Genomic DNA, 25,810 nt, shown 5'->3' with positions numbered 1-25,810 from the left:
CGGCGCGGCCCCTGCGGTCGCGCCGCCCTTCCCGTTGCGTTGCCGCACCCACTCCGAATTCCGACCATCATGACCGAACCGACCCAAACGCAGCCCGCCGTCGCGGCGGACGAAAACCAGATCATTGCCGAGCGCCGCGAGAAGCTGCGCGCATTGCGCGAGCAAGGCGTCGCCTATCCGAACGATTTCCGGCCGACGCATCACGCCGCCGATCTTCAGGCGAAATTCGCCGACTCGGACAAGGCCGCGCTCGAGGCGAACCCGGTCGAGGTATCGGTCGCCGGCCGCATGATGCTCAAGCGCGTGATGGGCAAGGCGAGCTTCGCGACGGTGCAGGACGGTTCGGGCCAGATCCAGTTCTTCGTGACGCCGAACGACGTCGGCACGGAAACCTACGACGCATTCAAGAAGTGGGACCTCGGCGACATCGTCGCCGCACGCGGCGTGCTGTTCCGCACCAACAAGGGCGAACTGTCGGTCCAGTGCAAGGAGCTGCGCCTGCTGTCGAAGGCGCTGCGTCCGCTGCCGGACAAGTTCCACGGCCTCGCCGACCAGGAAATGCGCTATCGCCAGCGCTACGTCGACCTGATCGTCACGCCGGAAACGCGCGACACGTTCCGCGCGCGCACCAAGACCATCGCGTCCATCCGCAAATTCATGGACAACGCCGACTTCATGGAAGTCGAAACGCCGATGCTGCACCCGATCCCGGGCGGCGCCGCGGCGAAGCCGTTCGTCACGCACCACAACGCGCTCGACATGCAGATGTTCCTGCGCATCGCGCCGGAGCTGTACCTGAAGCGCCTGATCGTCGGCGGCTTCGAACGCGTGTTCGAGATCAACCGCAACTTCCGGAATGAAGGCGTGTCGCCGCGCCACAACCCGGAATTCACGATGATGGAGTTCTACGCCGCGTACACCGACTACCGCTGGCTGATGGACTTCACCGAGCAGCTGATCCGCCAGGCGGCGATCGATGCGCTCGGCACCGCGACGATCCAGTACCAGGGCCGTGAGCTCGACCTCGCGAAGCCGTTCCACCGCCTGACGATCACGCAGGCGATCCAGAAGTACGCGCCGCAGTACACCGACGGCCAGCTGTCGGACGACGCGTTCCTGCGCTCCGAACTGAAGCGCCTCGGCGTGGACGTGTCGCAGCCGGCCTTCCTGAACGCCGGCATCGGCGCGCTGCAGCTCGCGCTGTTCGAGGAAACCGCCGAATCGCAGCTGTGGGAGCCGACCTACATCATCGATTACCCGGTCGAGGTGTCGCCGCTCGCACGCGCATCGGATACGGTGCCGGGCATCACCGAGCGTTTCGAGCTGTTCATGACCGGCCGCGAGATCGCGAACGGCTTCTCGGAGCTGAATGATCCGGAAGATCAGGCCGCGCGCTTCAAGAAGCAGGTCGAGCAAAAGGATGCAGGCGACGAAGAAGCGATGTTCTTCGACGCCGACTACATCCGCGCGCTCGAACACGGGATGCCGCCGACGGGCGGTTGCGGGATCGGCATCGACCGTCTCGTGATGCTGCTGACCGACAGCCCGACGATCCGCGACGTGCTGCTGTTCCCGCACCTGCGCCGCGAAGACTGACGGCCGAGCCCGCGTGTGCGCCGCGCCCTGCGGCGCGCACGCGTCAGCTTTGTAACCACGCGTAAATCCCGCCCGCCGGCGTTCGCCGGTTTTCGATCGTCCCCCGCTTTATCCCCTCGCCGTAACGGCCTTCTCCGGGTTTCCCCGGTAATGCCCGCCGCCCCTGCGCTGCAATTCGTTACACCTTGATACGGTGCGACCCTCGCCCGTGGACGACACTCCTGTTGCGTCACCACGCATGACCACGGGACCAGAACGCGGCGCCGGAACGCCAAGTCTGCTCGCTCCCGAGCGTGGGATCCGGCCAGCGCCAACGTGCGAAGCCGGGTCGACACCGGAGAACAAAATGGACAACCAGAATCAAACCACGCCGCAAAAGCAACGCCTTCACCCGCTCATCGCGACCGCGGCAGGCGCCGTGATCGTCGCGAGCCTCGCGGCCACCGCAGCGATCACGGGCATCTTCCCGAAGGCCAACAGCAACAATGCGCAGAACGGCCAGACCCAGGCCGCGCGGATCGCGTCGCAGCCGGCCGTCGATACGGCCGCTGCGGCCAGCGCCGCGCTCGCCGCGCAAGCGCAGCAGCAGGCAGCCGAACAGGCCGCGCAGCAGAAGGCAGCGGCCGAGAAGGCGGCGGCAGCCCAGGCCGAACCGAAGCCCGCGCCGCGCCCTGCCGCCACGCACCGCCGCCATACGCCGGCACCGCAACCGCCGCAATACGCGCAGCAGCCGTCCGCGCCCGCTCAGGCGGCCTATTGCCAGACCTGCGGCACCGTCGTCGCGATCACGCAGACGCGTACGCCGGGCCAGAGCTCGGGGATCGGCGCGGTCGGCGGCGCAGCGGCCGGCGGCCTGCTCGGCAACCAGTTCGGTCACGGCAACGGCCGCACGGCGATGACGATCATCGGCGCGCTCGGCGGCGGTCTCGCCGGCAATCAGGTCGAGAAGCAGGTGCGGGCGGAAACCGACTATCAGGTGCAGGTCCAGATGGAAAGCGGTGCGACGCGCACCTTCACGTACCACAACCCGCCGCCGTTCGGCCAGGGCCAGCGCGTGCGGATCGAGAACGGCACGCTGGTCGGCGCGTAACGCCTGACGCCTCGCCGGGCGGCCCTTGCGCCGCGCCGGAAATGAAAAAGGCTCGTGAAGCATCACGAGCCTTTTCTTTTTGCGGGAGCGTTGCCGGAGCCACATGGCTCGAGGCGCCAGCGCGAATCTCAGTCTTCGTCGTCGAAGTCGGATTCATCGATCCAGTGGGCCTGGATCGCTTCGAGGATCTTCTCGCCCGAGTGCGCCGGGTCGTCGGTGAAACCGTCCAGTTCGATGACCCATTGTCGCAGGTCGACGAAATTGATCCGCTGCGGATCGACGTCCGGATGCTTGTCTGCCAGCGCGATGGCGATTTCGCGCGAATCGGTCCATTTCATGGCCTGCTCTCCCGTGTGCGCGGCGAGTCCGCCCCGCCGATCCGTCAGTGATTTTCCTTCGCGTGGTTGATCGAGTACTTCGGGATCTCGACCACCAGGTCAGAATCTTCCTTCACGATTGCCTGGCACGACAGGCGCGACGTCGGCTCGAGGCCCCACGCCTTGTCGAGCAGGTCGTCTTCGTCCTCGTCGGACGGGTCGAGATCGTTGAAGCCCTCGCGGATCACCACGTGGCAGGTCGTGCATGCGCACGACTTCTCGCACGCATGCTCGATCTCGATCCCGTTGTCGAGCAGGTTGTCGCAAATACTCTTGCCGGGCGTCGCGTCGATCACTGCGCCGTCCGGGCACAGTTCGACGTGAGGCAGCACCACCAGTTGAGGCATGTCCGTTCCGTCAGTCAGGGTGCGGCGACTGGCGCCGCACGGTTCAATATCGCGCGGGCAGTCGCCGGCCCGCGCGCAGTTCGTTCAGATCTCGTCGAGCCGTCGGCCCGACAGTGCGCGCTTGATGCTCTTGTCCATCCGGCGCGCCGCGAATTCGTCGGTGCCGTCGGCCAGCGTCTTGGTCGCGGTTTCGATCGCGTCCGTGTCGTCGCCCTGCGCGATCGTGCGCAGCGCGGCGACGAGCGCGTCGACCTGCGTGCGTTCGGTGTCGTCGAGCAATTCGCCGTCGGCCGCCAGCGCCGCCTGCGTCGCCTCGATCATCCGCTCGGCCTCGACTTGCGCTTCGCGCAGCGCGCGCGCCCGCATGTCGATCTCGGCGGTCTTGAAGCTGTCCTCGAGCATCTTCGCGATGTCGTCGTCAGCGAGGCCGTACGACGGCTTCACGACGACCGACGCCTCGACGCCCGAATGCTGCTCGCGCGCGAATACCGACAGCAACCCGTCCGCATCGACCTGGTAGGTCACGCGGATGCGCGCCGCACCGGCCGTCATCGGCGGGATGCCGCGCAGCTCGAAGCGCGCGAGCGACCGGCAGTCGGCGACGAGCTCGCGCTCGCCCTGCACGACGTGGATCGCCATCGCGGTCTGGCCGTCCTTGAAGGTCGTGAATTCCTGTGCACGCGCGATCGGAATCGTCGAATTGCGCGGAATGATCTTCTCGACGAGGCCGCCCATCGTCTCGACGCCGAGCGACAGCGGGATCACGTCGAGCAGCAGCCAGTCGTCACCGCTGCCGCGATTGCCGGCGAGCAGGTCGGCCTGGATTGCCGCGCCGAGCGCGACGACCTGGTCCGGATCGAGATTGACGAGCGGCGGCTGGCCGAAATGCTTCGCGACCGCCTCGCGAATCACCGGCATGCGCGTCGCGCCGCCGACGAGCACGACGCCCTTGATGTCGGCCGGGCTCACCTGCGCATCGCGCAATGCCTTGCGGGTCGGCGTCAGCGTACGCTGCACGAGCGGCTCGACGAGCGCGGCGAACGTGTCGTGCGAGACCGTCTGCTCGAGCCGGGCACCGCTCGACAGCGTCACGTCGAGCGCCGCCTGCGGCGCGGACGACAGCGCTTCCTTCAGCACCCGCACGCGATCGAGCAGCAGGCGCACGTCCTCGGGCGCGAGCGCCTTCGCGTCGATGCCTGCCTGCGCGAGCACATGGCCGAACAGTGCATGGTCGAAATCGTCGCCGCCGAGCGCGGAATCGCCGCCCGCTGCCAGCACTTCGAACACACCCTTGGTCAGCTTCAGGATCGACAGGTCGAACGTGCCTCCGCCGAGGTCGTACACCGCGTAGAGGCCTTCGGCCGCGTTGTCGAGACCGTAGGCGATCGCGGCCGCGGTCGGTTCGTTCAGCAGGCGCAGCACGTTGAGGCCCGCAAGACGCGCGGCATCCTTCGTCGCCTGGCGCTGCGCGTCGTCGAAGTACGCGGGCACCGTGATCACCGCGCCGACCAGTTCGTCGCCGAGCGTGTCTTCCGCGCGGTAACGCAGCGTCGCGAGAATCTCGGCCGATACTTCGACCGGGCTCTTCACGCCGTCGATCGTGCGGATCTGCACCATGCCCGGTGCATCGACGAATTCGTAAGGCGCGTTCGCCGCGCCTTCGACCTCGGCCTTGCCGCGGCCCATGAAGCGCTTGACCGACACGATCGTGTTGCGCGGATCGCTTGCGGCCTGTTCCTTCGCTTCGTGACCGATGCGGCGGCTGCCCTTCTCCAGATAACGGACTACGGAAGGCAGCAGCACGCGGCCCGCGTCGTCCGGCAGCACTTCGGGCACGCTGTTGCGCACGGCCGCGACGAGCGAGTTCGTCGTGCCGAGATCGATCCCGACAGCGAGTCGCCGCTGGTGCGGCGCCGGCGCCATGCCCGGTTCGGAAATTTGCAGTAAAGCCATCTTGGTTCGTTCGGGCGCTCGGCCCGTTTGCTGCGCGTGCCGCGAGGCACGCGGTTAAGTTTCGAGGCGCTCGATCTGCGCACCCACTTCCGACGCGACCCGTTCGATGAACATCAGCTGGCGCACGGCTTCGGCGGCGGCCTGGTCGGCGGCGCTGTCGAGCAGCGTGCCGAGGCGCTCGAGGCGCACGCGCTTTTCGTCGCGCAATTCGGCGAGCAGCGCATCGAGCGCGTCGACGTTGCGGGCGGCCGCGGCATCCTCGATGCCTTCGCGCCACTCCATCTGCTGCATCAGGAACGCGGGCTCCATCGCGGTGTTGTTTTCGGCACCGATATCGACGCCACGCAGCGACAGCAGATAGGTCGCGCGCTTCAGCGGATCGCGCAGCGTGCGGTACGCCTCGTTCGCACGGGTCGCCCATTGCATCGCGATGCGCTTTTGCGCGTCGCCGGCCGCCGCGAAGCGGTCCGGGTGGACCTGCGTCTGCACCGTGCGATACGCGCTGTCGAGCGCAGCCTCGTCGAGCGCGAATTGCGCCGGCAGGTGAAACAGATCGAAGTGGCTGTCTTTCAGCGAAACCATCGTCGCGTTCAATTCCGGTTCGTCGCACGGCAAACGCCGCACATTAAAAAGGCGGCTCGTGCCGCCTCTTGCCCGCATCGCGCGGATACCCGCGTCACACGCGGAACGATTCGCCGCAACCGCACTCGTCCTTCACGTTCGGGTTGTTGAACTTGAACCCTTCGTTCAGGCCTTCGCGTGCGAAGTCGAGCTCGGTGCCGTCGATGTACGCGAGGCTCTTCGGGTCGACCACGACCTTCACGCCATGGCTCTCGAACACCTGATCCTCGGGGGCCAGCTCGTCGACATACTCGAGCTTGTACGCGAGCCCCGAGCACCCGGTCGTGCGAACGCCAAGCCGCAGGCCCACACCCTTGCCGCGACGGACGAGGTATTTCTGGACGTGCTGTGCTGCTTTTTCGGTCAGTGTAATTGCCATGATGTCCTTGCCGCGGCGCGCCACCGGGGCCCGCCGCGTTCCGTCTAAGCGCCCCAAACCTGTCGCTTCGCGCCAGCCCCCCAGGGGGTCATCCCTCAAGGGGACTTCCTACGGGGCGGAAAACTTGGGGCGGCCCGGCGTTTTCTTGCGAAGCCGCTCGAGACCGCTCAGGCCGCTGCCTGATCGCCTTCCTTCGTGTCGTGGCGCTTCTTGTAGTCGGCCACGGCTGCCTTGATCGCGTCTTCCGCGAGAATCGAGCAGTGAATCTTCACCGGCGGCAGGGCCAGCTCTTCGGCGATCTGCGTGTTCTTGATCGACAGCGCCTCGTCGAGGGTCTTGCCCTTCACCCATTCGGTCACGAGCGAGCTCGACGCGATCGCCGAACCGCAGCCGTACGTCTTGAACTTCGCGTCTTCGATCACGCCGTCCGCGCCGACGCGGATCTGCAGCTTCATCACGTCGCCGCAGGCCGGCGCGCCGACCATGCCCGTGCCGACCGCGTCGTCGTCTTTCGCGAACGAACCGACGTTACGCGGGTTTTCGTAGTGATCCAGAACCTTGTTGCTGTATGACATGACTCAGACTCCTTGACTCGTTACGTCTGCGTGCGCAAATCCGCCCGCGAATGTATTCAATGCGGTGTTCAGTGTGCGGCCCATTCGATCGTCGACAGATCGATGCCTTCCTGGTGCATTTCCCAGAGCGGCGACAGTTCGCGCAGCTTCGCGATCTTGCTGTTCAGCAGAGCGATCACGAAGTCGACGTCCTGCTCCGTCGTGAAGCGGCCGACCGTGAAGCGGATCGAGCTGTGCGCGAGTTCGTCGTTGCGGCCGAGTGCACGCAGCACGTACGACGGCTCCAGCGACGCCGACGTGCACGCCGAGCCCGACGACACCGCGACGTCCTTGATCGCCATGATCAGCGACTCGCCTTCGACGAAGTTGAAGCTGATGTTCAGGTTGTGCGGGACACGGTGCTCCATGTCGCCGTTCACGTACGTTTCCTCGATCTGCGACAGGCCGCGCAGCAGCTTGTCGCGCAGCATGCGGATGCGCTCGTTCTCGGTCGCCATTTCTTCACGCGCGATGCGGAACGCTTCACCCATGCCGACGATCTGGTGCGTCGCCAGCGTGCCCGAACGCATCCCGCGCTCGTGGCCGCCGCCGTGCATCTGCGCTTCGATGCGCACGCGCGGCTTGCGGCGCACGTACAGCGCGCCGATGCCCTTCGGGCCGTAGGTCTTGTGCGCCGAGAACGACATCAGGTCGACCTTCAGCTTCGCGAGGTCGATCTCGACCTTGCCGGTCGACTGTGCGGCGTCGACGTGGAACACGATGCCCTTCTCGCGGCAGATCTCGCCGATCGTCTCGATGTCCTGGATCACGCCGATCTCGTTGTTCACGTGCATGACCGACACGAGGATCGTGTCCGGGCGCAGCGCGGCCTTGAACACGTCGAGGTCGATCAGACCGTCTTCCTTCACGTCGAGATAGGTGACTTCGAAGCCGTCGCGCTCGAGCTCGCGGCAGGTGTCGAGCACGGCCTTGTGCTCGGTCTTCACCGTGATGATGTGCTTGCCCTTGCCCTTGTAGAAATTCGCGGCGCCCTTGATGGCGAGGTTGTCCGACTCCGTCGCGCCGGACGTCCAGATGATCTCGCGCGGATCCGCGTTCACGAGCGCGGCCACCTGCTCACGCGCTTCCTCGACCGCGCGTTCCGCGTCCCAGCCGTATGCGTGGCTGCGCGACGCCGGGTTGCCGAACTGCTCGCGCAGGTACGGCACCATCTTGTCGACCACGCGCGGGTCGACCGGCGTCGTCGCGCTGTAATCCATATAGATGGGCAGGTGGAGAGTCTCTTGGGTCATCTGTCGCTCCGGGAATTCTGTGCAGGGACTATGTGCGTTATGGGGTGTGCGGCGCGTTCGCGCTCACGAACTCGCGATGTTGAACACCGAATTGGGACCGAGCGGCATCGTGCGCACCGGTTCGGCCGGCGCCGCGACGGGCTCCGGCGTGCGCCGGTCGCGCAGCACCGCGGGTGCGCCCTCGCGTGCGCGCTGCTGATCGACGAGATCCTGCAGCGATACCGAATCGAGGTATTCGACCATTTTCTGGTTCAGGGTCGACCACAGCTCGTGCGTCATGCAATGGCCGTCGGGCTGCTTCGAGCCGTCGCACGTGCCTTTGCCGCCGCACTGCGTGGCGTCGAGCGGTTCATCGACCGCGATGATGATGTCGGCGACGGTGACGTCCTGCGCGCGGCGCGCGAGGTTGTAGCCGCCGCCCGGGCCGCGCACGGATTCGACGATTTCATGCCTGCGCAGCTTGCCGAACAGCTGTTCGAGATACGAGAGCGAAATCCGCTGGCGCTGGCTGATGCCTGCAAGCGTCACCGGGCCCTGCTCCTGGCGCAGTGCCAAGTCAATCATCGCCGTGACGGCGAAACGGCCTTTGGTGGTGAGTCTCATGGTGTCTAGGGGACTGCAATCTTGACGATTTTGGTCAAGTATAAATATTTGACGTTTTTAGTCAAGTATCCATGTCTTCGACAGGGTATTCGCAAATCGCTGAATACACCCCGTCGCGATCAGCGTGCGGCGCCGCTCTGGAGGGTGTCCAGCAGGCCCGCGCATGCGCGCTCGACCTGGTCGAGCACCTGTTCGAAGCCCTGCGCGCCGCCGAAATAAGGATCCGCCACTTCGGTCTCGGTCGCGCCCGGCGCGAATTCCATCAGGAGGCGCACCTTGTCGCGATGCCCGGGCGGGCAGCGCCGCCGCAACTCCGCAAAATTGGCTTCGTCCATCGCCAACAGCAGATCGAACCGCTCGAAATCCACCGCGCTCACCTGCCGCGCCCGCAGCGCCGACAGGTCGTAGCCGCGGGTGCTGGCCGCCGCCTGCGCGCGCGTGTCGGGCGGCTCGCCGACGTGCCAGTCGCCGGTCCCGGCCGAATCGATCGCGATCCGATCGGCCAGCCCGGCCGCTTCGACTTGATGGCGCATCACGCCTTCCGCCGTGGGCGAACGGCAGATGTTGCCGAGACAGACGAAACAGATCGCAACGCGGGTCATCGCACTATCGAAAAGCCGCGGCGAACCGCGTGGAAGAAGAACACGCCATTATACAAAGGCGCCCGGAATCGCGCCGCCGCGCAAAGCGACGGCGGCGTGCCTTACAGCGCCTTGGGTGCGACGAGTGCGACGTCGCCGGATACGGCCGGCAGCGGCTTCGCCGCGTCGCCGACCAGCCCGAACGACACCGCGCGCGCGAGTTCGGCCGATGCCTGATGAACGGCGAGCGGGCCACGCGACGGCGCGTCGGCCATCGCGTGCAGATAAGCGACCGCGGCGAGCGGAACGACGATTGCCAGCGGCCAGTACATCGATATTGTCTTTCTCATGATGCGGCTCCTTGACCTCATGCCCCGAAACCCGATTCCGGGGACTACAGGCAGGATTCTATAGACCGCACCTATCGAGATAAATACATGAATAGCGAACGCACTGTTGTCGCTCGATGAACAGTCGTCAGCCGAGGTGGCTTTGCGATGCCGCGTATAGTTCGCGGAAGGTGCGTCCGGTCGGCGTCGGCATGTCACGCGTGTCCATCCAGCCGCCCATCATCGGCAGGCGCCGCAGCGTGCCGCCATTGCCGCCCAGCCGCTCGAGGATGCGCACCGCAAGCTTGGTCGTGAGGGCGTACAGCATCGGCCGGCGTGCGACAAAGCCCCACGCGGCGAGCGCGGCGCGCTCGCGCCACGGCCGCAGATGCCGCTCGACCTGTTTCTCGCGCAGCGTGCGCAGCAAGTGCGACAACGGGATCCCGGCCGGGCACACGCTGTCGCATTCGCCGCACAGCGTCGCGGCCTGCGGCAAGTCGAGCGCTCGGTCGAGCCCGACGTAGCTCGGCGTGAGCACCGAGCCCATCGGGCCCGGATAGACCCATCCGTACGCGTGCCCGCCGACCTTCTGATATACCGGGCAGTGGTTCATGCAGGCGCCGCAGCGAATGCAGCGCAGCATCTCCTGGAAATGGCCGCCGATCAGTCCCGTGCGGCCGCCGTCGACGAGCACCACGTAGTTGTGCTCCGGGCCGTCCTCGTCGCCGGGGCCGCGCGGCCCGGTGAGCAGCGAGAAATAGTTCGAGGTCTTCTGCCCGGTCGCCGAGCGCGGCAGCAGACGCATCGCGGTCGCGAGATCCTCGAGCGTCGGCAGCACCTTCTCGATGCCCGTCACCGCGACATGCACGCGCGGCATCACCGTGCACATCCCTTCGTTGCCTTCGTTCGTGACGACCGCGACCGACCCCGTCTCCGCGATCACGAAGTTGCCGCCGGTCACCCCCATGTCGGCCGACAGAAAATGCGGGCGCAGCACCTCACGCGCCTCGCGTGTCATGTCGGGGATCTCGGTCAGACGCTCGCGGTGGTGCGTGCGCGCGAACAGGTCCGCGATCTCGTCCTTGTCCTTGTGCACGACGGGCGCGATGATGTGACTCGGCGGCTCGTTGTCGTTGATCTGCAGGATGTATTCGCCGAGGTCCGTTTCGATCGACTGCACACCCATCTCGGCAAGCACCGCGTTCAGGCGCATTTCCTCGGACACCATCGACTTCGTCTTGATGACCTTCTTCACGTCATGGCGTCGCGCGATGTCGGCGACGAGCCGCGCGGCGTCATCGGTCGTTTCCGCGAACAGCACCGTTGTGCCGCGCCGCGTCGCCTCGCGTTCGAACGCCTCGAGCCACACATCGAGATTCTCCAGTGCACGGTTGCGGCGCGCCTTCAGCGCGGCGCGCGTCGCCTGGAAGTCGATCGCGGTCATCGCGTCGGCGCGTGCGGACACGAACTTCGTCGACAGCTTCTTCAGGTTCTGCTGAAGGCGCTGGTCGGCCAGTTTCTGGCCGGCACGGGCCTTGAAATGCATCGATTGGACTTGCATCGCGGTATCGGGGAAAAGTGAGCGGAACCGGGCGTCAGACGTCGCCCGCCAGCACCTGCGCGACGTGCAGCACGCGCGTGTCGCGGTCGCCCGTGCGGCGCAACCGCCCTTCGATGTTCAGCATGCAGCCGAGATCGCCGAGCACGACGGCGCCTGCGCCGGATGCGCGCACGTTCGCGCATTTCTCGTCCGCGATGGCCGCCGAAATGTCGCCGTACTTGACCGCGAACGTGCCGCCGAAACCGCAGCAGTGCTCGCAGTCCTTCATCTCGGTGACGGCCACGCCGCGCTGCGCGAGCAGCGCGCGCGGCTGCGCCTTCACGCCGAGCTCGCGCAGGCCCGAGCACGAGTCGTGATAGGTGACGGGCCCCGTGAATTCACCGGGCGCGAGCGTCACCTTCGCGACGTTCGCGAGGAAATCCGTCAGTTCATAGACGTTCTGCTGGAATCGCGCATAGCGGCCCATCAGTTCGGGGTCGTCGCGGAACAGGTCGGCGTAGTGCGTGCGGATCATGCCGCCGCACGAGCCCGACGGCGCGACGACATAGTCGAACTGCTCGAACTCGCGCAGCGTCTTTTCGGCGAGATCGCGTGCGAGCGCGCGGTCGCCCGAGTTGTAGGCCGGCTGGCCGCAGCAGGTTTGCGCGGGCGGCACGAACACCTCGTAGCCGGCTTCGCGAATCAGTTTCAGCGCGGAAAAACCGATTTCCGGACGCATCAGGTCGACCAGGCAGGTCACGAACAAACCGACTCGCATATGCGCTCCTTCGAGAAAACGGCTCTCATTATCCGCCGTTTGGCCGGCAAGACCAACGCCGGCGCGCGCGCAAGCACGCACGGCCGGAAACGAGGACTTCCTCGAACGGCGTTCGCTTTTTTCACGATACGAGATACAATCGACGCAACCACCGCTTGATGCGTCAACCGATTCTCCCCCGACATGAGCCAACCCACCCCGGATTCCAAAACGTCGATCCAGGTGATCGAACGCATGATGCGGCTGCTGGACGCGCTCGCCGCGCACAGCGACCCCGTCAGCCTGAAGGAGCTTGCGCAGCGCACCGAGCTGCATCCGTCTACCGCGCACCGCATCCTCAACGACATGGTGACCTGCCGCCTCGTCGACCGCTCCGACCCCGGCACCTACCGGCTCGGCATGCGGCTGCTCGAACTCGGCAACCTCGTGAAGGCGCGCCTGTCGGTACGCGACGCCGCGCTGATGCCGATGCGCGAGTTGCACCGCCTGACCGGCCAGACCGTGAACCTGTCGGTACGCCAGGGCGACGAAATCGTCTATATCGAGCGCGCGTATTCGGAGCGCTCGGGGATGCAGGTCGTCCGCGCGATCGGCGGCCGCGCGCCGCTGCACCTGACGTCGGTCGGCAAGCTGTTTCTCGCGGTCGACGAAACGTCGCGCGTGCGCGCCTACGCGACACGCACCGGGCTGTCCGGCCATACGCAGAACAGCATTACCGATATCGCAAAGCTCGAGCGCGAACTGACGCTCGTGCGCCAGCAAGCGTGCGCGCGTGACAACGAGGAACTGGAGCTGGGCGTGCGCTGTATCGCGGCCGGCATCTACGACGACTCGGGCAAGCTCGTCGCTGGCCTGTCGCTGTCGGCACCGGCCGATCGCCTGCAGGACGCGTGGCTCGGCCAGTTGAGCCGCACCGCCCTCACCATTTCGGAATCGCTCGGCTACCGCCCGGAACCCGCGAAGAACGCCGAAGGGCTGCAACGGCACGCATGACCCGCACCGCCCGCCGCACGGCGGCCGGACGAAAAAAGCCCCGCGATTGCGGGGCTTTTTCTTTGCGGCGACGGTACGGCGGCGAACCGCCGTGGCGCGATCAGGTGCCGCCGTTCGCCGTGTTGGCCGCCGTCAGGCGCTCGCCGCCGCCGGCGTCGAGCCAGTTGCGCAGGCGCGCCGCGTCGGCGAAACGCGAGTACTTGCCGAACGAATCCAGCAGCACCATCACCATCGGCCGGCCGTGGATCGTCGCCTGCATCACGAGACATTCGCCTGCCTCGTTGATGAAGCCCGTCTTCTGCAGGCCGATGTCCCACGAGCCGTTGCCGCGGATCAGCGCGTTCGTGCTGTTGTAGACCAGGTTGCGCTTGCCCGTATTGACGTCGTACGTGCGGTCGGTCGAGAACTGGCGAATCATCGGGTACTGGTACGCCGCGTTGACCATCTTCACGAGGTCGCGCGCGCTCGACACGTTCGAGCTCGACAGGCCCGTCGAATTCTCGAAGTGCGTGTCGTTCATGCCGAGCGACTTCGCCTTCGCGTTCATCGCCGCGATGAACGCTGGACGGCCACCCGGGTAGTAGCGCGACAGCGCGGCAGCGGCACGGTTTTCCGACGCCATCAGCGCGATGTGCAGCATGTCCTCGCGCGACAGAACCGAGCCGACCGACAGGCGCGAGCCCGTGCCCTTCTCGTAGTCGCGGTCTTCGTCGGTGACTTCGATCTGGTCGGTCATCGGCGATTTCGAGTCGAGCACGACCATTGCCGTCATCAGCTTCGAGATCGATGCGATCGGCACGACGGCGTGCGAATTCTTGTCGAACAGCGGCTCGCCGGTGTTCTGGTCGACGACGTACGCGACGCTCGAGCGCAGCGCGAGGGCATCCGGCGTGTCGTGCAGGCCGAACGCCTGGCCAACCGTCGGGCGACGCGGCTGGAACGCAACCTTGCGCACCGCGCCGCGGTGGCCGTGTACGTTCGACGCGAGCGTCGCGCGCTTGCGCGTTGCCCTCGGCGCATCGGCCGACGCGACGTTGGCGGATTTCGCGGAGGCGGCCTTCACCGTCTTCTTCTTCGCCGAAGAAGTGGAAGCGGCTTTCTTGGCGGCCTGGTGGGTCTTCGCAGTGGCGGCAAAGGCGTCAGCGGGTGCGACGGACGCAGCGGTCGCCAGCAAGGCGACGGCGACCGACACAGCCGTGCCGAGCGTCATGCTCTGCAACAATCTGCGCGGTGAAAACGATTCGGCTTTCATTGGGGTCTGGACAAAGCGGGCGGGAGTTTCCGCAAGTGTAGTTAAAGCTGAAAAAAAGAGCAATATTAGGCACTTACCGATCGTCGTTAAACCGGAATGTAAGAGTTGACCAAGAACGAGTCGATCAACCCTCCCGCTCCCATCGAAAAAATTGATGAGATGCGCTGCCCGACAGCACCCGTCTCCCGATTACCACACGGTTAATTGAGATAACGTCACTTTGGCGACGAATTAAAGCGGGGAAAGTACGTACCCGGCGCTCGGTGTGCCTGCGGCACCGGTGTCGACCGCGGCGGCGGCACATCGCCACGGCACGCGCAGTGAAACGGCGCGCTTTTCGACAGGAACAGAAGCATAACGTTCCACATGCCTGTCAGGTTTACCTGTGCATGATCATGGTGCGCCGCGCCTTCCCCGGCCCGGTGCGCACCATGTGGGATCACGCCTGAAACCGATTCCGGATGGGCATGATAACTCGTTGTTTTATCGATAATTTGTCGCGATTGTGCAACGCACAAAAAATACTTGACAAGTGTTTTCTCTGCCCTAAAATACGACTCATTGCTGCGTTGCACAAAGCACGCGGATCCGAGGTTCCCCAGCGTAGTGCCCCTTACCCCTGCGATCGACGCGATCGCTTTTCAGGAGCTTGACATGTCCTTGCTGACCCCCGAGCAAATCGCCGCCGCACAGAAAGCCAACCTCGAAAGCCTGTTCGGTCTGACGACCAAGGCGTTCGAAGGCGTCGAAAAGTTGATCGAACTCAACCTGCAGGTCGTGAAGTCGTCGCTGGCGGAAAGCCAGGAAAACGCTCAGCGCCTGCTGTCGGTGAAGGACGCACAGGAACTGATCGCGCTGCAAGCGAGCCTCTCGCAGCCGGTCGCGGAAAAGGTGCTGTCGTACAGCCGTCACCTGTATGAAATCGCCTCGTCGACGCAAGCCGAGTTCGCGAAGGTTGCCGAAGCGCAATTCGAAGAGCAGAACAAGAAGGTCCAGGCGCTCGTCGACAACGTCGCGAAGAACGCCCCGGCCGGTTCGGAAACGGCTGTCGCCGCACTGAAGTCGGCACTGAACGCAGCGAACACGACGTACGAAACGGTCCAGAAGGCTGCCAAGCAGGCCGTCGAGATCGCCGAAACGAACTTCAACGCGGCCGCCGCTGTCGCGACGAAGGCTGCGACCGCTGCTGCATCGCGCCGTTCGAGCAAGCCGGCCGCGTAAGCGTCCCCTGCTCCTGAAAAAGCCGCGCATTGCGCGGCTTTTTTTCGTTTCCGGCGTCGGAACATCCGGGCATCGGGTCGCCGCCAGCGCGTTGGGGGCACTGCCGTCGGCTGCGGACAAAAGAAAACGCCGCCGTCCGGATTCCCGGGCGGCGGCGTTTTTCGTGGCCGGCACGAGGCCGGCCATGCCGATCGCGTTACTTCTTGCGTTGCGGCGGCAAGTCCGTACAGACGCCTTCGTACAGCTCGGCGGCCATGCCGACCGATTCGCCGAGCGTCGGGTGCGGATGGATCGTCTTGCCGATGTCTTCCGCGTCCGCGCCCATCTCGACGGCCAGACACACTTCGCTGATCAGGTCACCCGCGTTCAGGCCGACAATGCCGCCGCCGATCACGCGATGGGTTTCCTCGTCGAAGATCAGCTTCGTGAAGCCTTCGTCGCGGCCGTTTGCGATTGCGCGGCCCGATGCGGCCCACGGGAACACGGCCTTGCCGTATTTGATGCCTTCGGCCTTGCACTGGTCTTCCGTCTTGCCGGCCCAGGCCACTTCCGGATCCGTGTATGCCACCGACGGGATCTGCAGCGCGTCGAAGTATGCCTTCTCGCCGTGTGCGGCTTCCGCTGCGACGTGGCCTTCATGCACGGCCTTGTGCGCGAGCATCGGCTGGCCGACGACGTCGCCGATCGCGAAGATGTGCGGGACGTTAGTGCGCATCTGCTTGTCGACGTCGATGAAGCCGCGGTCGGTGACCGCGACGCCGGCCTTGTCGGCACCGATCTTCTTGCCGTTCGGGCTGCGGCCCACCGCGACGAGCACGAGGTCGTAGCGCTGCGCTTCCGCCGGCGCCTTCTCGCCCTCGAACTTCACGTAGATGCCGTCTTCCTTCGCCTCCGCGCCGACCGTCTTGGTCTTCAGCATCACGTTGCCGAAGCGCTTCGCGTTGTACTTTTCCCAGACCTTCACGAGATCGCGGTCCGCGCCCATCATCAGGCCGTCCATCATTTCGACGACGTCGATCTCGGCGCCGAGCGTCGAGTACACCGTCGCCATTTCGAGGCCGATGATGCCGCCGCCGATCACGAGCATGCGCTTGGGCAGTTGACGCAGCTCGAGCGCGCCCGTCGAATCGACGACGCGCGGGTCTTCCGGCATGAACGGCAGCTTCACTGCCTGCGAGCCGGCGGCGATGATCGCCTGCTTGAACTTGACGACCTTCTTGCCGTTTTCGCCCTGCACTTCCATGTGATACGGATCGACGAATGCGCCGACGCCGGTGACCACTTCGACCTTGCGCGCCTTCGCCATGCCGGCGAGGCCCGTCGTCAGCTTCTTGACGACGCCGCCCTTGAAGTCGCGCAGCTTGTCGAGATCGACCTGCGGCTTGCCGAACGAGATGCCGTGCGCCGCGAGCGCTTCGGCTTCCTCGACGACGAGCGCCGTGTGCAGCAGTGCCTTCGACGGAATGCAACCGACGTTCAGGCAGACGCCGCCGAGCGTCGAGTAGCGTTCGACCAGCACCGTCTTCATGCCGAGGTCGGCTGCGCGGAACGCGGCCGAATAGCCGCCGGGGCCGGCGCCGAGCACGAGCATGTCGCACTCGATGTCGGCGGAGCCGCTGTAGCTGCCGGCTTGCGGCGCGGGTGCCGCAGCGGCGGCGGGCGCAGCGGCCGGAGCCGGTGCTGCGACCTTCGCGGGTTCGGCTGCTTTCGCCGGAGCGGCGGCGCCTGCCGAAGCTTCGACGATGGCGATGACCGTGCCTTGCGAGACTTTCTCGCCGGCCTTGACCTTGACTTCCTTGACCGTGCCGGCGATGTCGCTGGGCACTTCCATGGAGGCCTTGTCCGATTCGAGCGTGATGAGCGTTTGCTCTTTTTCGATCACGTCGCCCGGCTTCACGTTGACTTCGATGACATCGACGCCGCTGAAATCGCCGATATCCGGAACCTTGACTTCGATGAGACTCATTACTGTCCCCTTCTTGATTAGCTGCAGACAGAGGGGGAGAAACCCGCGCAAGAACCAGTTGCGACCACGGCCGGACAAGAGAACGCGAACCTGGGCAGGACCACCTTTGCCGTCCGCCCAAGGACGCGCCTTTCTTTTGGTTACTTTTCTTTGGAAGACAAAGAAAACTAACCGCCGCCCCGCGCAGGGGCGACGCTAATAGACCGTTAGCAAAACAGGTTCAACGAAAAGGCGTGGACAACCGAACAGAAACCCACGCCCCCGCGAGCCACTCCCACGCTCATCAAAGAATGATGCGACGGAAATCGGCAAGCAACGCACCGAGATACGCATTGAACCGCGCGGCTTCCGCGCCATCGATGACACGATGGTCATACGACAGCGACAGCGGCAGCGTCAGACGCGGCACGAACTGCTTGCCGTCCCACACCGGCTTCATCTGACCGCGCGACAACCCGAGGATCGCGACTTCCGGCGCGTTGATGATCGGCGTGAAGTTGGTGCCGCCGATCCCGCCGAGCGACGAGATCGAGAAGCAGCCGCCCTGCATCTGGTCCGGCTTCAGCTTGCCGTCGCGCGCGGCCTTCGACAGCTCGGCCATTTCCTTCGCGATGTCGACGAGGCCCTTCTTGTCCGCGTCGCGGATCACCGGCACGACGAGACCGTTCGGCGTGTCCGCGGCGAAACCGATGTGGTAGTACTGCTTGAACACCAGGTTGTCGCCGTCGAGGCTCGCATTGAAGGTCGGGAACTTCTTCAGCGCCGCGACGACCGCCTTGATCACGAATGCGAGCATCGTGAACTTCACGCCGGCCTTCTCGTGCTCCTTGTTCAGCTGCACGCGCAGCGCTTCGAGCTCGGTGATGTCCGCTTCGTCGTTGTTCGTGACGTGCGGGATCATCACCCAGTTGCGATGCAGGTTCGCGCCCGAGATCTTCTTGATGCGCGACAGCGGTTTCGCCTCGAACGGGCCGAACTTCGAGAAGTCGACCTTCGGCCACGGCAGCAGGTTCAGCTCGCCGCCGCCTGCCGGCGCGGCTGCCGCGCCCGGTGCTGCGCGCTGGCCCGTCATCACGCCCTTCACGAAGCCGGTAATGTCGTCCTTCGTGATACGGCCCTTCGGACCGCTACCCTGCACGCGTGCGACTTCGACGCCGAGTTCGCGCGCGAACTTGCGCACGGACGGCGATGCGTGGCTCGCGCGATACTCGCCCGACGGTGCAGCGGCCGGCGCGGCAGCAGCCGGAGCCGGCGCGGCCTTCGCGGGGGCCGGTGCGGCGGCGGGTGCCGGCGCGGCAGCGGCCGGCGCCGGTGCGCTCGCTTGCGGCGCGGCGGCCGGCGCTGCGCCAGCGGCGTCGAGCAGCACGATCAGCGTGCCTTCCGACACCGAGTCGCCCACCTTGACCTTGATTTCCTTCACGACACCGGCGGCCGGGCTCGGCACGTCCATCGTCGCCTTGTCCGATTCGAGCGTGACGAGCGACTGCTCCTTCTCGACCGCGTCACCGACCTTCACGCCGATCTCGATCACCGGGACGTCCTTGTAGTCGCCGATGTCGGGTACCGTCACCTCGAGCGTGCCGCCCGACGCAGCGGGAGCGGCAGCCGGCGCGGCTGCGGCCGGTGCCGGCGCTGCCGCCGGAGCCGGCGCTGCTGCCGGCGCGGCCGCGCCGTTCACCTGCGCCGCGGCGCCGCCTTCGAGCAGGATGATCAGCGAGCCTTCCGATACGGAATCGCCCACCTTGATCTTCACTTCCTTGACCGTGCCGGCTGCCGGGCTCGGGACGTCCATCGTCGCCTTGTCCGACTCGAGCGTGACGAGCGACTGCTCGGGCTCGACCGTGTCGCCCACCTTCACGAGCACCTCGATGACGGGCACGTCCTTGTAATCGCCGATATCCGGCACCTTCACTTCGATCGCTTGACTCATCTTTTTGTGTCTCCATGGCCGCGCGCGCCCCTCCCGGAAGCGGCGCGCGGCATCACACGGCGCGTGTGCGTTAAACGGTCATCGGGTTGGGCTTCGACGGATCGAGGTTGTACTTGGCAATCGCGTCCGCGACCACCTTGCGCTCGATCGTGCCTTCGTCGGCCAGCGCGTTCAGCGCGGCGACGGTGACCCAGTGACGGTCGACTTCGAAGAAGTGACGCAGCTTCTCGCGGGTGTCCGAACGACCGAAGCCGTCCGTGCCCAGCACGACGAAGCGGCGATCGATCTGGCCGCGGATCTGGTCGACCAGCGCGCGCACGTAGTCGGTCGATGCGATGACCGGGCCTTGCGTGTCCTTCAGGCACTTCTGCACGTGCGACAGGCGACGCTCCTCGGTCGGATGGAGCAGATTCCAGCGCTCGATTTCGTGACCTTCACGCGCGAGTTCGGTGAAGCTCGGCACGCTCCACAGGTCGGCCGCGACGCCCCAGTCGTTCTTCAGCAGGTCGGCGGCGGCAATCACTTCGTTGAAGATCGTGCCCGCGCCGAGCAGCTGCACGCGCGGCGCCTTCTGGTCGGCGTCGGCCTTCTTGAACGCGTACATGCCCTTGATGATGTCGGCCGCCACGTGCTCGCCCTGCGGAATCGCCGGGTGCTCGTAGTTCTCGTTCATCACAGTGATGTAGTAGTACACGTCTTCCTGGTCCTGCACCATGCGGCGCAGACCGTCCTGGATGATCACCGCGAGTTCGTAGCCGAACGTCGGGTCGTAGCTCACGCAGTTCGGCACCGATGCCGCCCACAGGAGCGAGTGACCGTCTTCGTGCTGCAGGCCTTCGCCGTTCAGCGTCGTGCGGCCCGCGGTGCCGCCGAGCAGGAAGCCGCGCGAGCGCATGTCGCCCGCCGCCCATGCCAGGTCGCCGATCCGCTGGAAGCCGAACATCGAATAGAAGATGTAGAACGGCACCATGATCTCGCCGTGCGTCGAATACGACGTCGCCGCCGCGATCCAGTCGCACATGCCGCCCGCTTCGTTGATGCCTTCCTGCAGGATCTGGCCGGTTTCCGATTCCTTGTAGAACATCAGCTGGTCGGAATCTTCCGGCACGTACTTCTGGCCTTCCTGGTTCCAGATACCGATCTGGCGGAACAGGCCTTCCATGCCGAACGTACGCGATTCGTCCGGGACGATCGGCACGACGCGCTTGCCCAGCGCCTTGTCCTTCAGCAGGATGTTCAGGATCCGCACGAACGCCATCGTCGTCGAGATCTCGCGGCCTTCGCCCGTGCCCTTCAGCAGCGGCTCGAATGCGTCGAGCGCCGGCACCGGCAGCGACGTCGCCTTCTCGCGGCGATGCGGCAGGTAGCCGCCGAGGTCCATGCGCTTCTGGCGCATGTATTCGAGTTCCTTCGAACCTTCCTCGAACTTCAGGTACGGCACGTCGGCGATCTGCTCGTCGGTGATCGGCAGGCGGAACTGGTCACGGAACTTCTTCAGTTGCTCGACCGGCAGCTTCTTCTGCTGGTGCGTGATGTTCATCGCCTGGCCCGACTCGCCCATCCCGTAGCCCTTGATGGTCTTCGCGAGGATGACGGTCGGCGCGCCCTTCGTGTTGGTCGCTTCGTGGAATGCCGCGTAGATCTTGTGCGGATCGTGGCCGCCGCGGTTCAGCGCCCAGATGTCGTCGTCCGACCAGTCGGCGACGAGTGCCTTCAGTTCAGGCGTGTTGAAGAAGTGCTCGCGCACGTACGCGCCCGACTCCGACTTGTACGTCTGGTATTCGCCGTCGACGGCTTCCATCATGCGGCGCATCAGCGCGCCCGACTTGTCGCGTGCGAACAGCGCATCCCAGCGGCTGCCCCAGATGACCTTGATCACGTTCCAGCCGGCGCCGCGGAATTCCGATTCCAGTTCCTGGATGATCTTGCCGTTGCCGCGCACCGGGCCGTCGAGACGCTGCAGGTTGCAGTTGATCACGAACACGAGGTTGTCGAGCTTCTCGCGGCTCGCCATGCCGATCGCGCCGAGCGATTCCGGCTCGTCCGTCTCGCCGTCGCCGAGGAACGCCCAGACCTTGCGGCCGGCGGTCTTCGCGATGCCGCGCGATTCCAGGTACTTCATGAAGCGCGCCTGGTAGATCGCCATGATCGGGCCGAGACCCATCGACACGGTCGGGAACTGCCAGAAGTCCGGCATCAGCCACGGGTGCGGGTACGACGAGATGCCCTTGCCGTCGACTTCCTGGCGGAAGCTGTCGAGCTGCTCTTCCGACAGGCGGCCGAGCAGGAATGCGCGCGAATACACGCCCGGCGACGAGTGGCCCTGCACGAACACGAGATCGCCGCCGTGCTGGTCCGACGCCGCGTGCCAGAAGTGGTTGTAGCCGACGTCATAGAGCGTCGCGGCCGACGCGAACGACGCGATGTGGCCGCCGACGTTCGTGTCCTTGCCTGCGCGCAGCACCATCGCCAGCGCGTTCCAGCGCGTGTACGAACGGATGCGGTGCTCGACGTCCTGGTCGCCCGGAATCTTCGCCTGGGCTTCGACCGGGATCGTGTTGATGTACGGGGTGTTGGCGGAGAACGGCAGGTGTTCGCCGTGCATGCGGGCGAATTCGATCTGCTTTTCGATCAGGTAGTGCGCGCGGCCGGTGCCCACGGAGGAGATCACGCCGTCGAGCGACTCGAGCCATTCAACGGTTTCTTGCGGGTCGTCGTCACGATCGGCGGCGACATATTTCATCACTTCGTTCGGTACAGCGGACATTCTCGTCTCCTGGGTCCTGGAATGTGAGGATCGCTCTCGTGCAGACGACGCGACGCGGCCGGCTGCGGGCAAGCTCCGACGGATTGTAATGATCGTGCACGGCCACGCGCAACAAAATTTTCGAATTGTGAGATCTTTTCTCGCAATGCGGAATATTGCTGCGCTGCACCCTCGTTTCGGGCCTCTCCGGCATGCGCCGCGAGCACAAATCCGTTTCCGTTCAACATATCCGGTATGGGTTTTCCATGTATTGCGCTGCGCTACAATCCTGCCATGTTGACCGATCGGCTTTTCGCACGCTCGGCGCGACCGTCGGGCCCGCCGGCGGAGTCGCAGCCGTCCCGCTGGCACCACGGACCGTGGTGGTCCAACTCCTATTTGCTGACGCCGCTGCTGTCGATCCTCGTGTTCCTCGTGGTGATGAGCCTGATTCTATGGAGCCTCAATCGCCGCGAACAGCAGCAGCAGGAAGACACCCTGTTCCGTAACGTCGCGTGGGCGCAGCAGCAGATCCGCCTGTCGATGACGGGCGCGCAGGAGCAGCTGCAGGCACTGTCGCGCGATCTCGCGTCCGGCCGTCTCGACCAGAATGCATTCCAGATGGCCGTCGCGGACGTGATGCAGACGCATCCGGAAATCCTCTATCTGAACTGGTACACCGCGCCCGGCGTGCAGCGCTGGCCGACCGTGCACCCGCCGCTGCTCGGCCAGCGGCTCGCGAAGCCCGGCGACGCGCAAATGCAGGACGCCGTGCGCGGCGCATACGACGAGGCGCGCAGCACGCGCCGCCAGGCCTATTCGCCACTGATCTACGACGACTTCGGCAACGGCTTCATCACGCTGCAGACGCCCGTGATGCGCGGCGACCGCGAATATCTCGGCTCGATCGCCGCGGTGTTCTCGGTCGAAGGGATCCTGAAGCACGACATCCCGCAGGAGCTGTCGTCGAAATACAAGATCTCGATCACCGACTCGAACAACCGCGAGCTGTCGTCCACGTCGACGCGCCCGCGCCTGCCGCGCGATTCCCACTACGACCTGCCGCTGGATCCGCCCGGCCAGGGGCTGACCGTGCGCGTGTACGCGTTCCCTCAGCTCACGAACCTGACCAACAACACGCTCGTGTGGCTGGTCGCCGGGCTGTCGTGCTTCGTGCTGTGGAGCCTCTGGAGCCTGTGGAAGCACACGCGCCAGCGCTTCGAAGCGCAGCAGGCGCTGTACGCGGAAGCCTTCTTCCGCCGCGCGATGGAAAACTCGGTGCTGATCGGCATGCGCGTGCTCGACATGCACGGCCGCATCACGCACGTGAACCCCGCGTTCTGCCGGATGACGGGCTGGGACGAGACCGACCTCGTCGGCAAGGTCGCGCCGTTCCCGTACTGGCCGCGCGACGCCTACCCGGAAATGCAGCGCCAGCTCGACATGACGCTGCGCGGCAAGGCGCCGAGCTCGGGCTTCGAGCTGCGTGTGCGGCGCAAGAACGGCACGCTGTTCCATGCGCGCCTCTACGTGTCACCGCTGATCGACAGCTCGGGCCGCCAGACCGGCTGGATGTCATCGATGACCGACATCACCGAGCCGAAGCGCGCGCGCGAGGAACTCGCGGCCGCTCACGAGCGCTTCACGACGGTGCTCGAAAGCCTCGACGCCGCCGTGTCGGTTCTCGCCGCCGACGAAGCCGAGCTGCTGTTCGCGAACCGCTACTATCGCCATCTGTTCGGGATCCGCCCGGACGGCCACCTCGAGCTGTCCGGCGGCGGCTTCGACCGCGCGCAGGCATCGTCCGACTCGATCGACATGGTCGACGCGTTCGCGGGCCTGCCGGCCGCCGCGCTGACGAGCAGCACGGCCGACGCCCAGGAAGTGTACGTCGAGAGCATCCAGAAGTGGTTCGAGGTGCGCCGCCAGTACATCCAGTGGGTGGACGGCCACCTCGCGCAGATGCAGATCGCGACCGACATCACGACCCGCAAGAAGGCGCAGGAACTCGCGCACCAGCAGGAAGAGAAGCTGCAATTCACGAGCCGATTGATGACGATGGGCGAAATGGCGTCGTCGATTGCTCACGAATTGAACCAGCCGCTCGCCGCGATCAACAACTACTGCTCGGGCACGCTCGCGCTCGTGAAGAGCGGCCGCGGCACGCCCGAGACGCTGCAGCCCGCGCTGGAAAAGACCGCGCAGCAGGCGCTGCGCGCGGGGATGATCGTCAAGCGGATCCGTGAATTCGTGAAGCGCAGCGAGCCGAAGCGCCAGCCGGCACGGGTGGCGGACATCGTCGCCGACGCGGTCGGGCTCGCCGAAATCGAGGCCAGGAAGCGCAGGATCCGGATCGTCACGGAAATCCTCGCAAGAATGCCTATTATTTATGTCGACCCCGTGCTGATCGAGCAGGTGCTCGTGAACCTGATGAAGAACGCGGCCGAGGCAATGGCCGACGTGAAGCCGGCATCGGCGGACGGCGTGATCCGCGTCGTCGCCGACCTCGACGCGGGTTTCGTCGACATCCGCGTGATCGACCAGGGTCCGGGCGTGGACGAAGCGACCGCCGAACGCCTGTTCGAACCGTTTTACAGCACCAAGTCCGACGGCATGGGCATGGGGCTGAACATCTGCCGTTCGATCATCGAATCGCATCGGGGGCGTCTGTGGGTGGTCAACAATGTCGAACCGGACGGCCGCATTTCCGGCGCGACATTCCACTGCAGCCTGCCCATTGGGGAACCCGCTGATCTCGGCCAAGGGGGGCGCGAGGCATCGGCATCACATACCGTTACGGGAGAACTATGAATAGCCCTGTCACCACCACTCAGGAAACTGTCTTCGTCGTCGACGACGACGAGGCCGTACGGGACTCGCTGCGCTGGCTGCTGGAGGCGAACGGCTATCGCGTGCAATGCTTCTCGAGCGCCGAGCAGTTCCTCGATGCCTATCAGCCGGCGCAGCAGGCCGGCCAGATCGCCTGCCTGATCCTCGACGTGCGGATGTCGGGCATGAGCGGCCTCGAACTGCAGGAACGCCTGATCGCCGACAACGCCGCGCTGCCGATCATCTTCGTCACGGGCCACGGCGACGTGCCGATGGCGGTGTCGACGATGAAAAAGGGTGCGATGGACTTTATCGAGAAACCGTTCGACGAGGCCGAGCTGCGCAAGCTCGTCGAGCGGATGCTCGACAAGGCCCGAAGCGAAAGCAAGAGCGTCCAGGAACAGCGCGCCGCGAGCGAGCGCCTGTCGAAGCTGACCGCGCGAGAGCAGCAGGTGCTCGAGCGGATCATCGCCGGCCGCCTGAACAAGCAGATCGCGGACGACCTCGGGATCAGCATCAAGACGGTCGAAGCGCACCGCGCGAACATCATGGAAAAGCTCAACGTCAACACGGTCGCCGATCTGCTGCGCCTCGCGCTGTCGAAGAAGCAGGCCTGAACGTCGCGTGCGGCCGCGGGCACTTGCCCCGCCGGCCGCACCGTCGCCCTGCCGCGCCGTGCGATGCGGCCCACTCGCGCGGTGCGGCCCGGCGCTTCCTCCCGGCGCGCCGGCACCGCCGCCATGACGCTTTCCTTGTATTCGCTGTCGGACGACGGCAGGCGACCGGTATAATTGCGTGTTTTGCTGCGGCGC

22 protein-coding genes are annotated in these 25,810 nt (G+C 65.5%); 6 read left to right on the top strand and 16 right to left on the bottom strand.

The genetic code is table 11. The features are described 5' to 3' along the window. The first annotated feature begins 69 nt into the window (after window positions 1-69). Window positions 70-1,596: a lysine--tRNA ligase gene (gene lysS, locus ACV22W_RS27775; RefSeq protein ID WP_124622328.1), complete on the top strand. Its 1,527-nt coding sequence runs from the start codon at window positions 70-72 to the stop codon at window positions 1,594-1,596. 346 nt (window positions 1,597-1,942) lie between these two features. Continuing rightward, window positions 1,943-2,686 (top strand): glycine zipper 2TM domain-containing protein, encoded by a 744-nt coding sequence (locus ACV22W_RS27770; RefSeq protein ID WP_448022692.1) that lies wholly within the window; start codon window positions 1,943-1,945, stop codon window positions 2,684-2,686. A gap of 128 nt (window positions 2,687-2,814) precedes the next feature. On the opposite strand, the gene iscX is transcribed toward ACV22W_RS27770, so the two are convergent. The 12 genes from iscX to ACV22W_RS27710 all read right to left on the bottom strand — a co-directional run bounded on the left by iscX (window position 2,815) and on the right by ACV22W_RS27710 (window position 12,061). Continuing rightward, window positions 2,815-3,024 carry a Fe-S cluster assembly protein IscX gene (gene iscX / locus ACV22W_RS27765; protein ID WP_040144569.1) on the bottom strand — a complete coding sequence of 70 codons (210 nt, stop codon included), beginning with the start codon at window positions 3,022-3,024 and terminating at the stop codon, window positions 2,815-2,817. Between the two features lie 44 nt (window positions 3,025-3,068). Then, the gene (fdx, locus tag ACV22W_RS27760; protein ID WP_059464189.1) at window positions 3,069-3,410 is read right to left on the bottom strand and encodes an ISC system 2Fe-2S type ferredoxin; all 342 of its coding nucleotides are present in this window, start codon (window positions 3,408-3,410) and stop codon (window positions 3,069-3,071) included. A gap of 84 nt (window positions 3,411-3,494) precedes the next feature. Continuing rightward, window positions 3,495-5,363, bottom strand: a complete 1,869-nt coding sequence (gene hscA / locus ACV22W_RS27755; RefSeq protein ID WP_448022691.1) for a Fe-S protein assembly chaperone HscA — start codon at window positions 5,361-5,363, stop codon at window positions 3,495-3,497. Between the two features lie 54 nt (window positions 5,364-5,417). Beyond that, the gene (hscB, locus tag ACV22W_RS27750; RefSeq protein ID WP_034176899.1) at window positions 5,418-5,945 is read right to left on the bottom strand and encodes a Fe-S protein assembly co-chaperone HscB; all 528 of its coding nucleotides are present in this window, start codon (window positions 5,943-5,945) and stop codon (window positions 5,418-5,420) included. A 94-nt stretch (window positions 5,946-6,039) separates the two neighbouring features. Next, a complete protein-coding gene (gene iscA / locus ACV22W_RS27745) occupies window positions 6,040-6,363 on the bottom strand; it encodes an iron-sulfur cluster assembly protein IscA (RefSeq protein ID WP_011885413.1) in 324 nt (107 codons plus the stop codon). A 167-nt stretch (window positions 6,364-6,530) separates the two neighbouring features. After that, complete coding sequence (gene iscU / locus ACV22W_RS27740; protein WP_009691729.1) at window positions 6,531-6,938, bottom strand: Fe-S cluster assembly scaffold IscU; 408 nt, start codon at window positions 6,936-6,938, stop codon at window positions 6,531-6,533. 68 nt (window positions 6,939-7,006) lie between these two features. Further along, window positions 7,007-8,230 carry an IscS subfamily cysteine desulfurase gene (locus tag ACV22W_RS27735; RefSeq protein ID WP_175908669.1) on the bottom strand — a complete coding sequence of 408 codons (1,224 nt, stop codon included), beginning with the start codon at window positions 8,228-8,230 and terminating at the stop codon, window positions 7,007-7,009. A 63-nt stretch (window positions 8,231-8,293) separates the two neighbouring features. Then, entirely contained in the window at window positions 8,294-8,833 is a 540-nt protein-coding gene (gene iscR / locus ACV22W_RS27730; RefSeq protein ID WP_009691731.1) for a Fe-S cluster assembly transcriptional regulator IscR, read from the bottom strand. 119 nt (window positions 8,834-8,952) lie between these two features. Further along, complete coding sequence (locus ACV22W_RS27725) at window positions 8,953-9,435, bottom strand: low molecular weight protein-tyrosine-phosphatase (RefSeq protein ID WP_448022690.1); 483 nt, start codon at window positions 9,433-9,435, stop codon at window positions 8,953-8,955. 101 nt (window positions 9,436-9,536) lie between these two features. Next, window positions 9,537-9,764, bottom strand: coding sequence for a hypothetical protein (locus ACV22W_RS27720; protein WP_448022689.1), 228 nt, complete (start codon window positions 9,762-9,764; stop codon window positions 9,537-9,539). A gap of 127 nt (window positions 9,765-9,891) precedes the next feature. Further along, window positions 9,892-11,304 (bottom strand): lactate utilization protein B, encoded by a 1,413-nt coding sequence (locus tag ACV22W_RS27715; protein ID WP_448022688.1) that lies wholly within the window; start codon window positions 11,302-11,304, stop codon window positions 9,892-9,894. Between the two features lie 34 nt (window positions 11,305-11,338). Then, the gene (locus tag ACV22W_RS27710) at window positions 11,339-12,061 is read right to left on the bottom strand and encodes a (Fe-S)-binding protein (RefSeq protein WP_448022687.1); all 723 of its coding nucleotides are present in this window, start codon (window positions 12,059-12,061) and stop codon (window positions 11,339-11,341) included. Between the two features lie 183 nt (window positions 12,062-12,244). Between ACV22W_RS27710 and ACV22W_RS27705 the strand changes: the two genes are divergently transcribed. Continuing rightward, on the top strand, window positions 12,245-13,054 hold the full coding sequence (locus ACV22W_RS27705) for an IclR family transcriptional regulator (protein ID WP_448022686.1): 810 nt from the start codon (window positions 12,245-12,247) through the stop codon (window positions 13,052-13,054). Window positions 13,055-13,154: 100 nt separating this feature from the next. On the opposite strand, the gene pbpG is transcribed toward ACV22W_RS27705, so the two are convergent. Then, window positions 13,155-14,306 (bottom strand): D-alanyl-D-alanine endopeptidase, encoded by a 1,152-nt coding sequence (gene pbpG / locus ACV22W_RS27700; RefSeq protein WP_448022685.1) that lies wholly within the window; start codon window positions 14,304-14,306, stop codon window positions 13,155-13,157. A gap of 654 nt (window positions 14,307-14,960) precedes the next feature. Between pbpG and ACV22W_RS27695 the strand changes: the two genes are divergently transcribed. Continuing rightward, on the top strand, window positions 14,961-15,527 hold the full coding sequence (locus ACV22W_RS27695; protein WP_448022684.1) for a phasin family protein: 567 nt from the start codon (window positions 14,961-14,963) through the stop codon (window positions 15,525-15,527). A gap of 196 nt (window positions 15,528-15,723) precedes the next feature. Here the strand turns inward: ACV22W_RS27695 and lpdA are convergent, their stop codons facing one another. From lpdA to aceE, 3 genes are all read right to left on the bottom strand, one after another. Next, entirely contained in the window at window positions 15,724-17,493 is a 1,770-nt protein-coding gene (gene lpdA, locus ACV22W_RS27690) for a dihydrolipoyl dehydrogenase (protein WP_448022683.1), read from the bottom strand. 283 nt (window positions 17,494-17,776) lie between these two features. Next, entirely contained in the window at window positions 17,777-19,423 is a 1,647-nt protein-coding gene (gene aceF, locus ACV22W_RS27685; RefSeq protein ID WP_448022682.1) for a dihydrolipoyllysine-residue acetyltransferase, read from the bottom strand. Between the two features lie 70 nt (window positions 19,424-19,493). Further along, entirely contained in the window at window positions 19,494-22,190 is a 2,697-nt protein-coding gene (aceE, locus tag ACV22W_RS27680) for a pyruvate dehydrogenase (acetyl-transferring), homodimeric type (protein ID WP_448022681.1), read from the bottom strand. A gap of 273 nt (window positions 22,191-22,463) precedes the next feature. Here aceE and fixL point away from each other — a divergent pair, with 273 nt between their 5' ends. Both fixL and fixJ read left to right on the top strand, forming a co-directional pair. Then, on the top strand, window positions 22,464-24,980 hold the full coding sequence (gene fixL / locus ACV22W_RS27675) for an oxygen sensor histidine kinase FixL (RefSeq protein ID WP_448022680.1): 2,517 nt from the start codon (window positions 22,464-22,466) through the stop codon (window positions 24,978-24,980). Next, on the top strand, window positions 24,977-25,615 hold the full coding sequence (gene fixJ, locus ACV22W_RS27670; RefSeq protein ID WP_006493245.1) for an oxygen response regulator transcription factor FixJ: 639 nt from the start codon (window positions 24,977-24,979) through the stop codon (window positions 25,613-25,615). The genes fixL and fixJ overlap by 4 nt, the downstream gene beginning before the upstream one ends. The last annotated feature ends 195 nt before the right edge of the window (window positions 25,616-25,810 follow it).

Source organism: Burkholderia sp. AW49-1 (genome assembly GCF_053427845.1).
Note: the sequence above shows the minus strand (reverse complement) of the source record. Positions and strands in the feature narration are given on the sequence as shown.

What these genes read in the sequence shown, in the direction of transcription:
- ACV22W_RS27715 (WP_448022688.1), bottom strand. Translation starts at nt 11,304, where the DNA reads ATGCAAGTCCAATCGATGCATTTCAAGGCCCGTGCCGGCCAGAAACTG.
- ACV22W_RS27735 (WP_175908669.1), bottom strand. Translation starts at nt 8,230, where the DNA reads ATGACCCAAGAGACTCTCCACCTGCCCATCTATATGGATTACAGCGCG.
- iscX (WP_040144569.1), bottom strand. Translation starts at nt 3,024, where the DNA reads ATGAAATGGACCGATTCGCGCGAAATCGCCATCGCGCTGGCAGACAAG.
- aceF (WP_448022682.1), bottom strand. Translation starts at nt 19,423, where the DNA reads ATGAGTCAAGCGATCGAAGTGAAGGTGCCGGATATCGGCGATTACAAG.
- iscR (WP_009691731.1), bottom strand. Translation starts at nt 8,833, where the DNA reads ATGAGACTCACCACCAAAGGCCGTTTCGCCGTCACGGCGATGATTGAC.
- ACV22W_RS27695 (WP_448022684.1), top strand. Translation starts at nt 14,961, where the DNA reads ATGTCCTTGCTGACCCCCGAGCAAATCGCCGCCGCACAGAAAGCCAAC.
- lysS (WP_124622328.1), top strand. Translation starts at nt 70, where the DNA reads ATGACCGAACCGACCCAAACGCAGCCCGCCGTCGCGGCGGACGAAAAC.
- iscU (WP_009691729.1), bottom strand. Translation starts at nt 6,938, where the DNA reads ATGTCATACAGCAACAAGGTTCTGGATCACTACGAAAACCCGCGTAAC.
- hscA (WP_448022691.1), bottom strand. Translation starts at nt 5,363, where the DNA reads ATGGCTTTACTGCAAATTTCCGAACCGGGCATGGCGCCGGCGCCGCAC.
- fixJ (WP_006493245.1), top strand. Translation starts at nt 24,977, where the DNA reads ATGAATAGCCCTGTCACCACCACTCAGGAAACTGTCTTCGTCGTCGAC.
- aceE (WP_448022681.1), bottom strand. Translation starts at nt 22,190, where the DNA reads ATGTCCGCTGTACCGAACGAAGTGATGAAATATGTCGCCGCCGATCGT.
- pbpG (WP_448022685.1), bottom strand. Translation starts at nt 14,306, where the DNA reads ATGAAAGCCGAATCGTTTTCACCGCGCAGATTGTTGCAGAGCATGACG.
- lpdA (WP_448022683.1), bottom strand. Translation starts at nt 17,493, where the DNA reads ATGAGTCTCATCGAAGTCAAGGTTCCGGATATCGGCGATTTCAGCGGC.
- ACV22W_RS27720 (WP_448022689.1), bottom strand. Translation starts at nt 9,764, where the DNA reads ATGAGAAAGACAATATCGATGTACTGGCCGCTGGCAATCGTCGTTCCG.
- hscB (WP_034176899.1), bottom strand. Translation starts at nt 5,945, where the DNA reads ATGGTTTCGCTGAAAGACAGCCACTTCGATCTGTTTCACCTGCCGGCG.
- ACV22W_RS27725 (WP_448022690.1), bottom strand. Translation starts at nt 9,435, where the DNA reads ATGACCCGCGTTGCGATCTGTTTCGTCTGTCTCGGCAACATCTGCCGT.
- iscA (WP_011885413.1), bottom strand. Translation starts at nt 6,363, where the DNA reads ATGGCAATTACACTGACCGAAAAAGCAGCACAGCACGTCCAGAAATAC.
- ACV22W_RS27705 (WP_448022686.1), top strand. Translation starts at nt 12,245, where the DNA reads ATGAGCCAACCCACCCCGGATTCCAAAACGTCGATCCAGGTGATCGAA.
- fdx (WP_059464189.1), bottom strand. Translation starts at nt 3,410, where the DNA reads ATGCCTCAACTGGTGGTGCTGCCTCACGTCGAACTGTGCCCGGACGGC.
- fixL (WP_448022680.1), top strand. Translation starts at nt 22,464, where the DNA reads ATGTTGACCGATCGGCTTTTCGCACGCTCGGCGCGACCGTCGGGCCCG.
- ACV22W_RS27710 (WP_448022687.1), bottom strand. Translation starts at nt 12,061, where the DNA reads ATGCGAGTCGGTTTGTTCGTGACCTGCCTGGTCGACCTGATGCGTCCG.
- ACV22W_RS27770 (WP_448022692.1), top strand. Translation starts at nt 1,943, where the DNA reads ATGGACAACCAGAATCAAACCACGCCGCAAAAGCAACGCCTTCACCCG.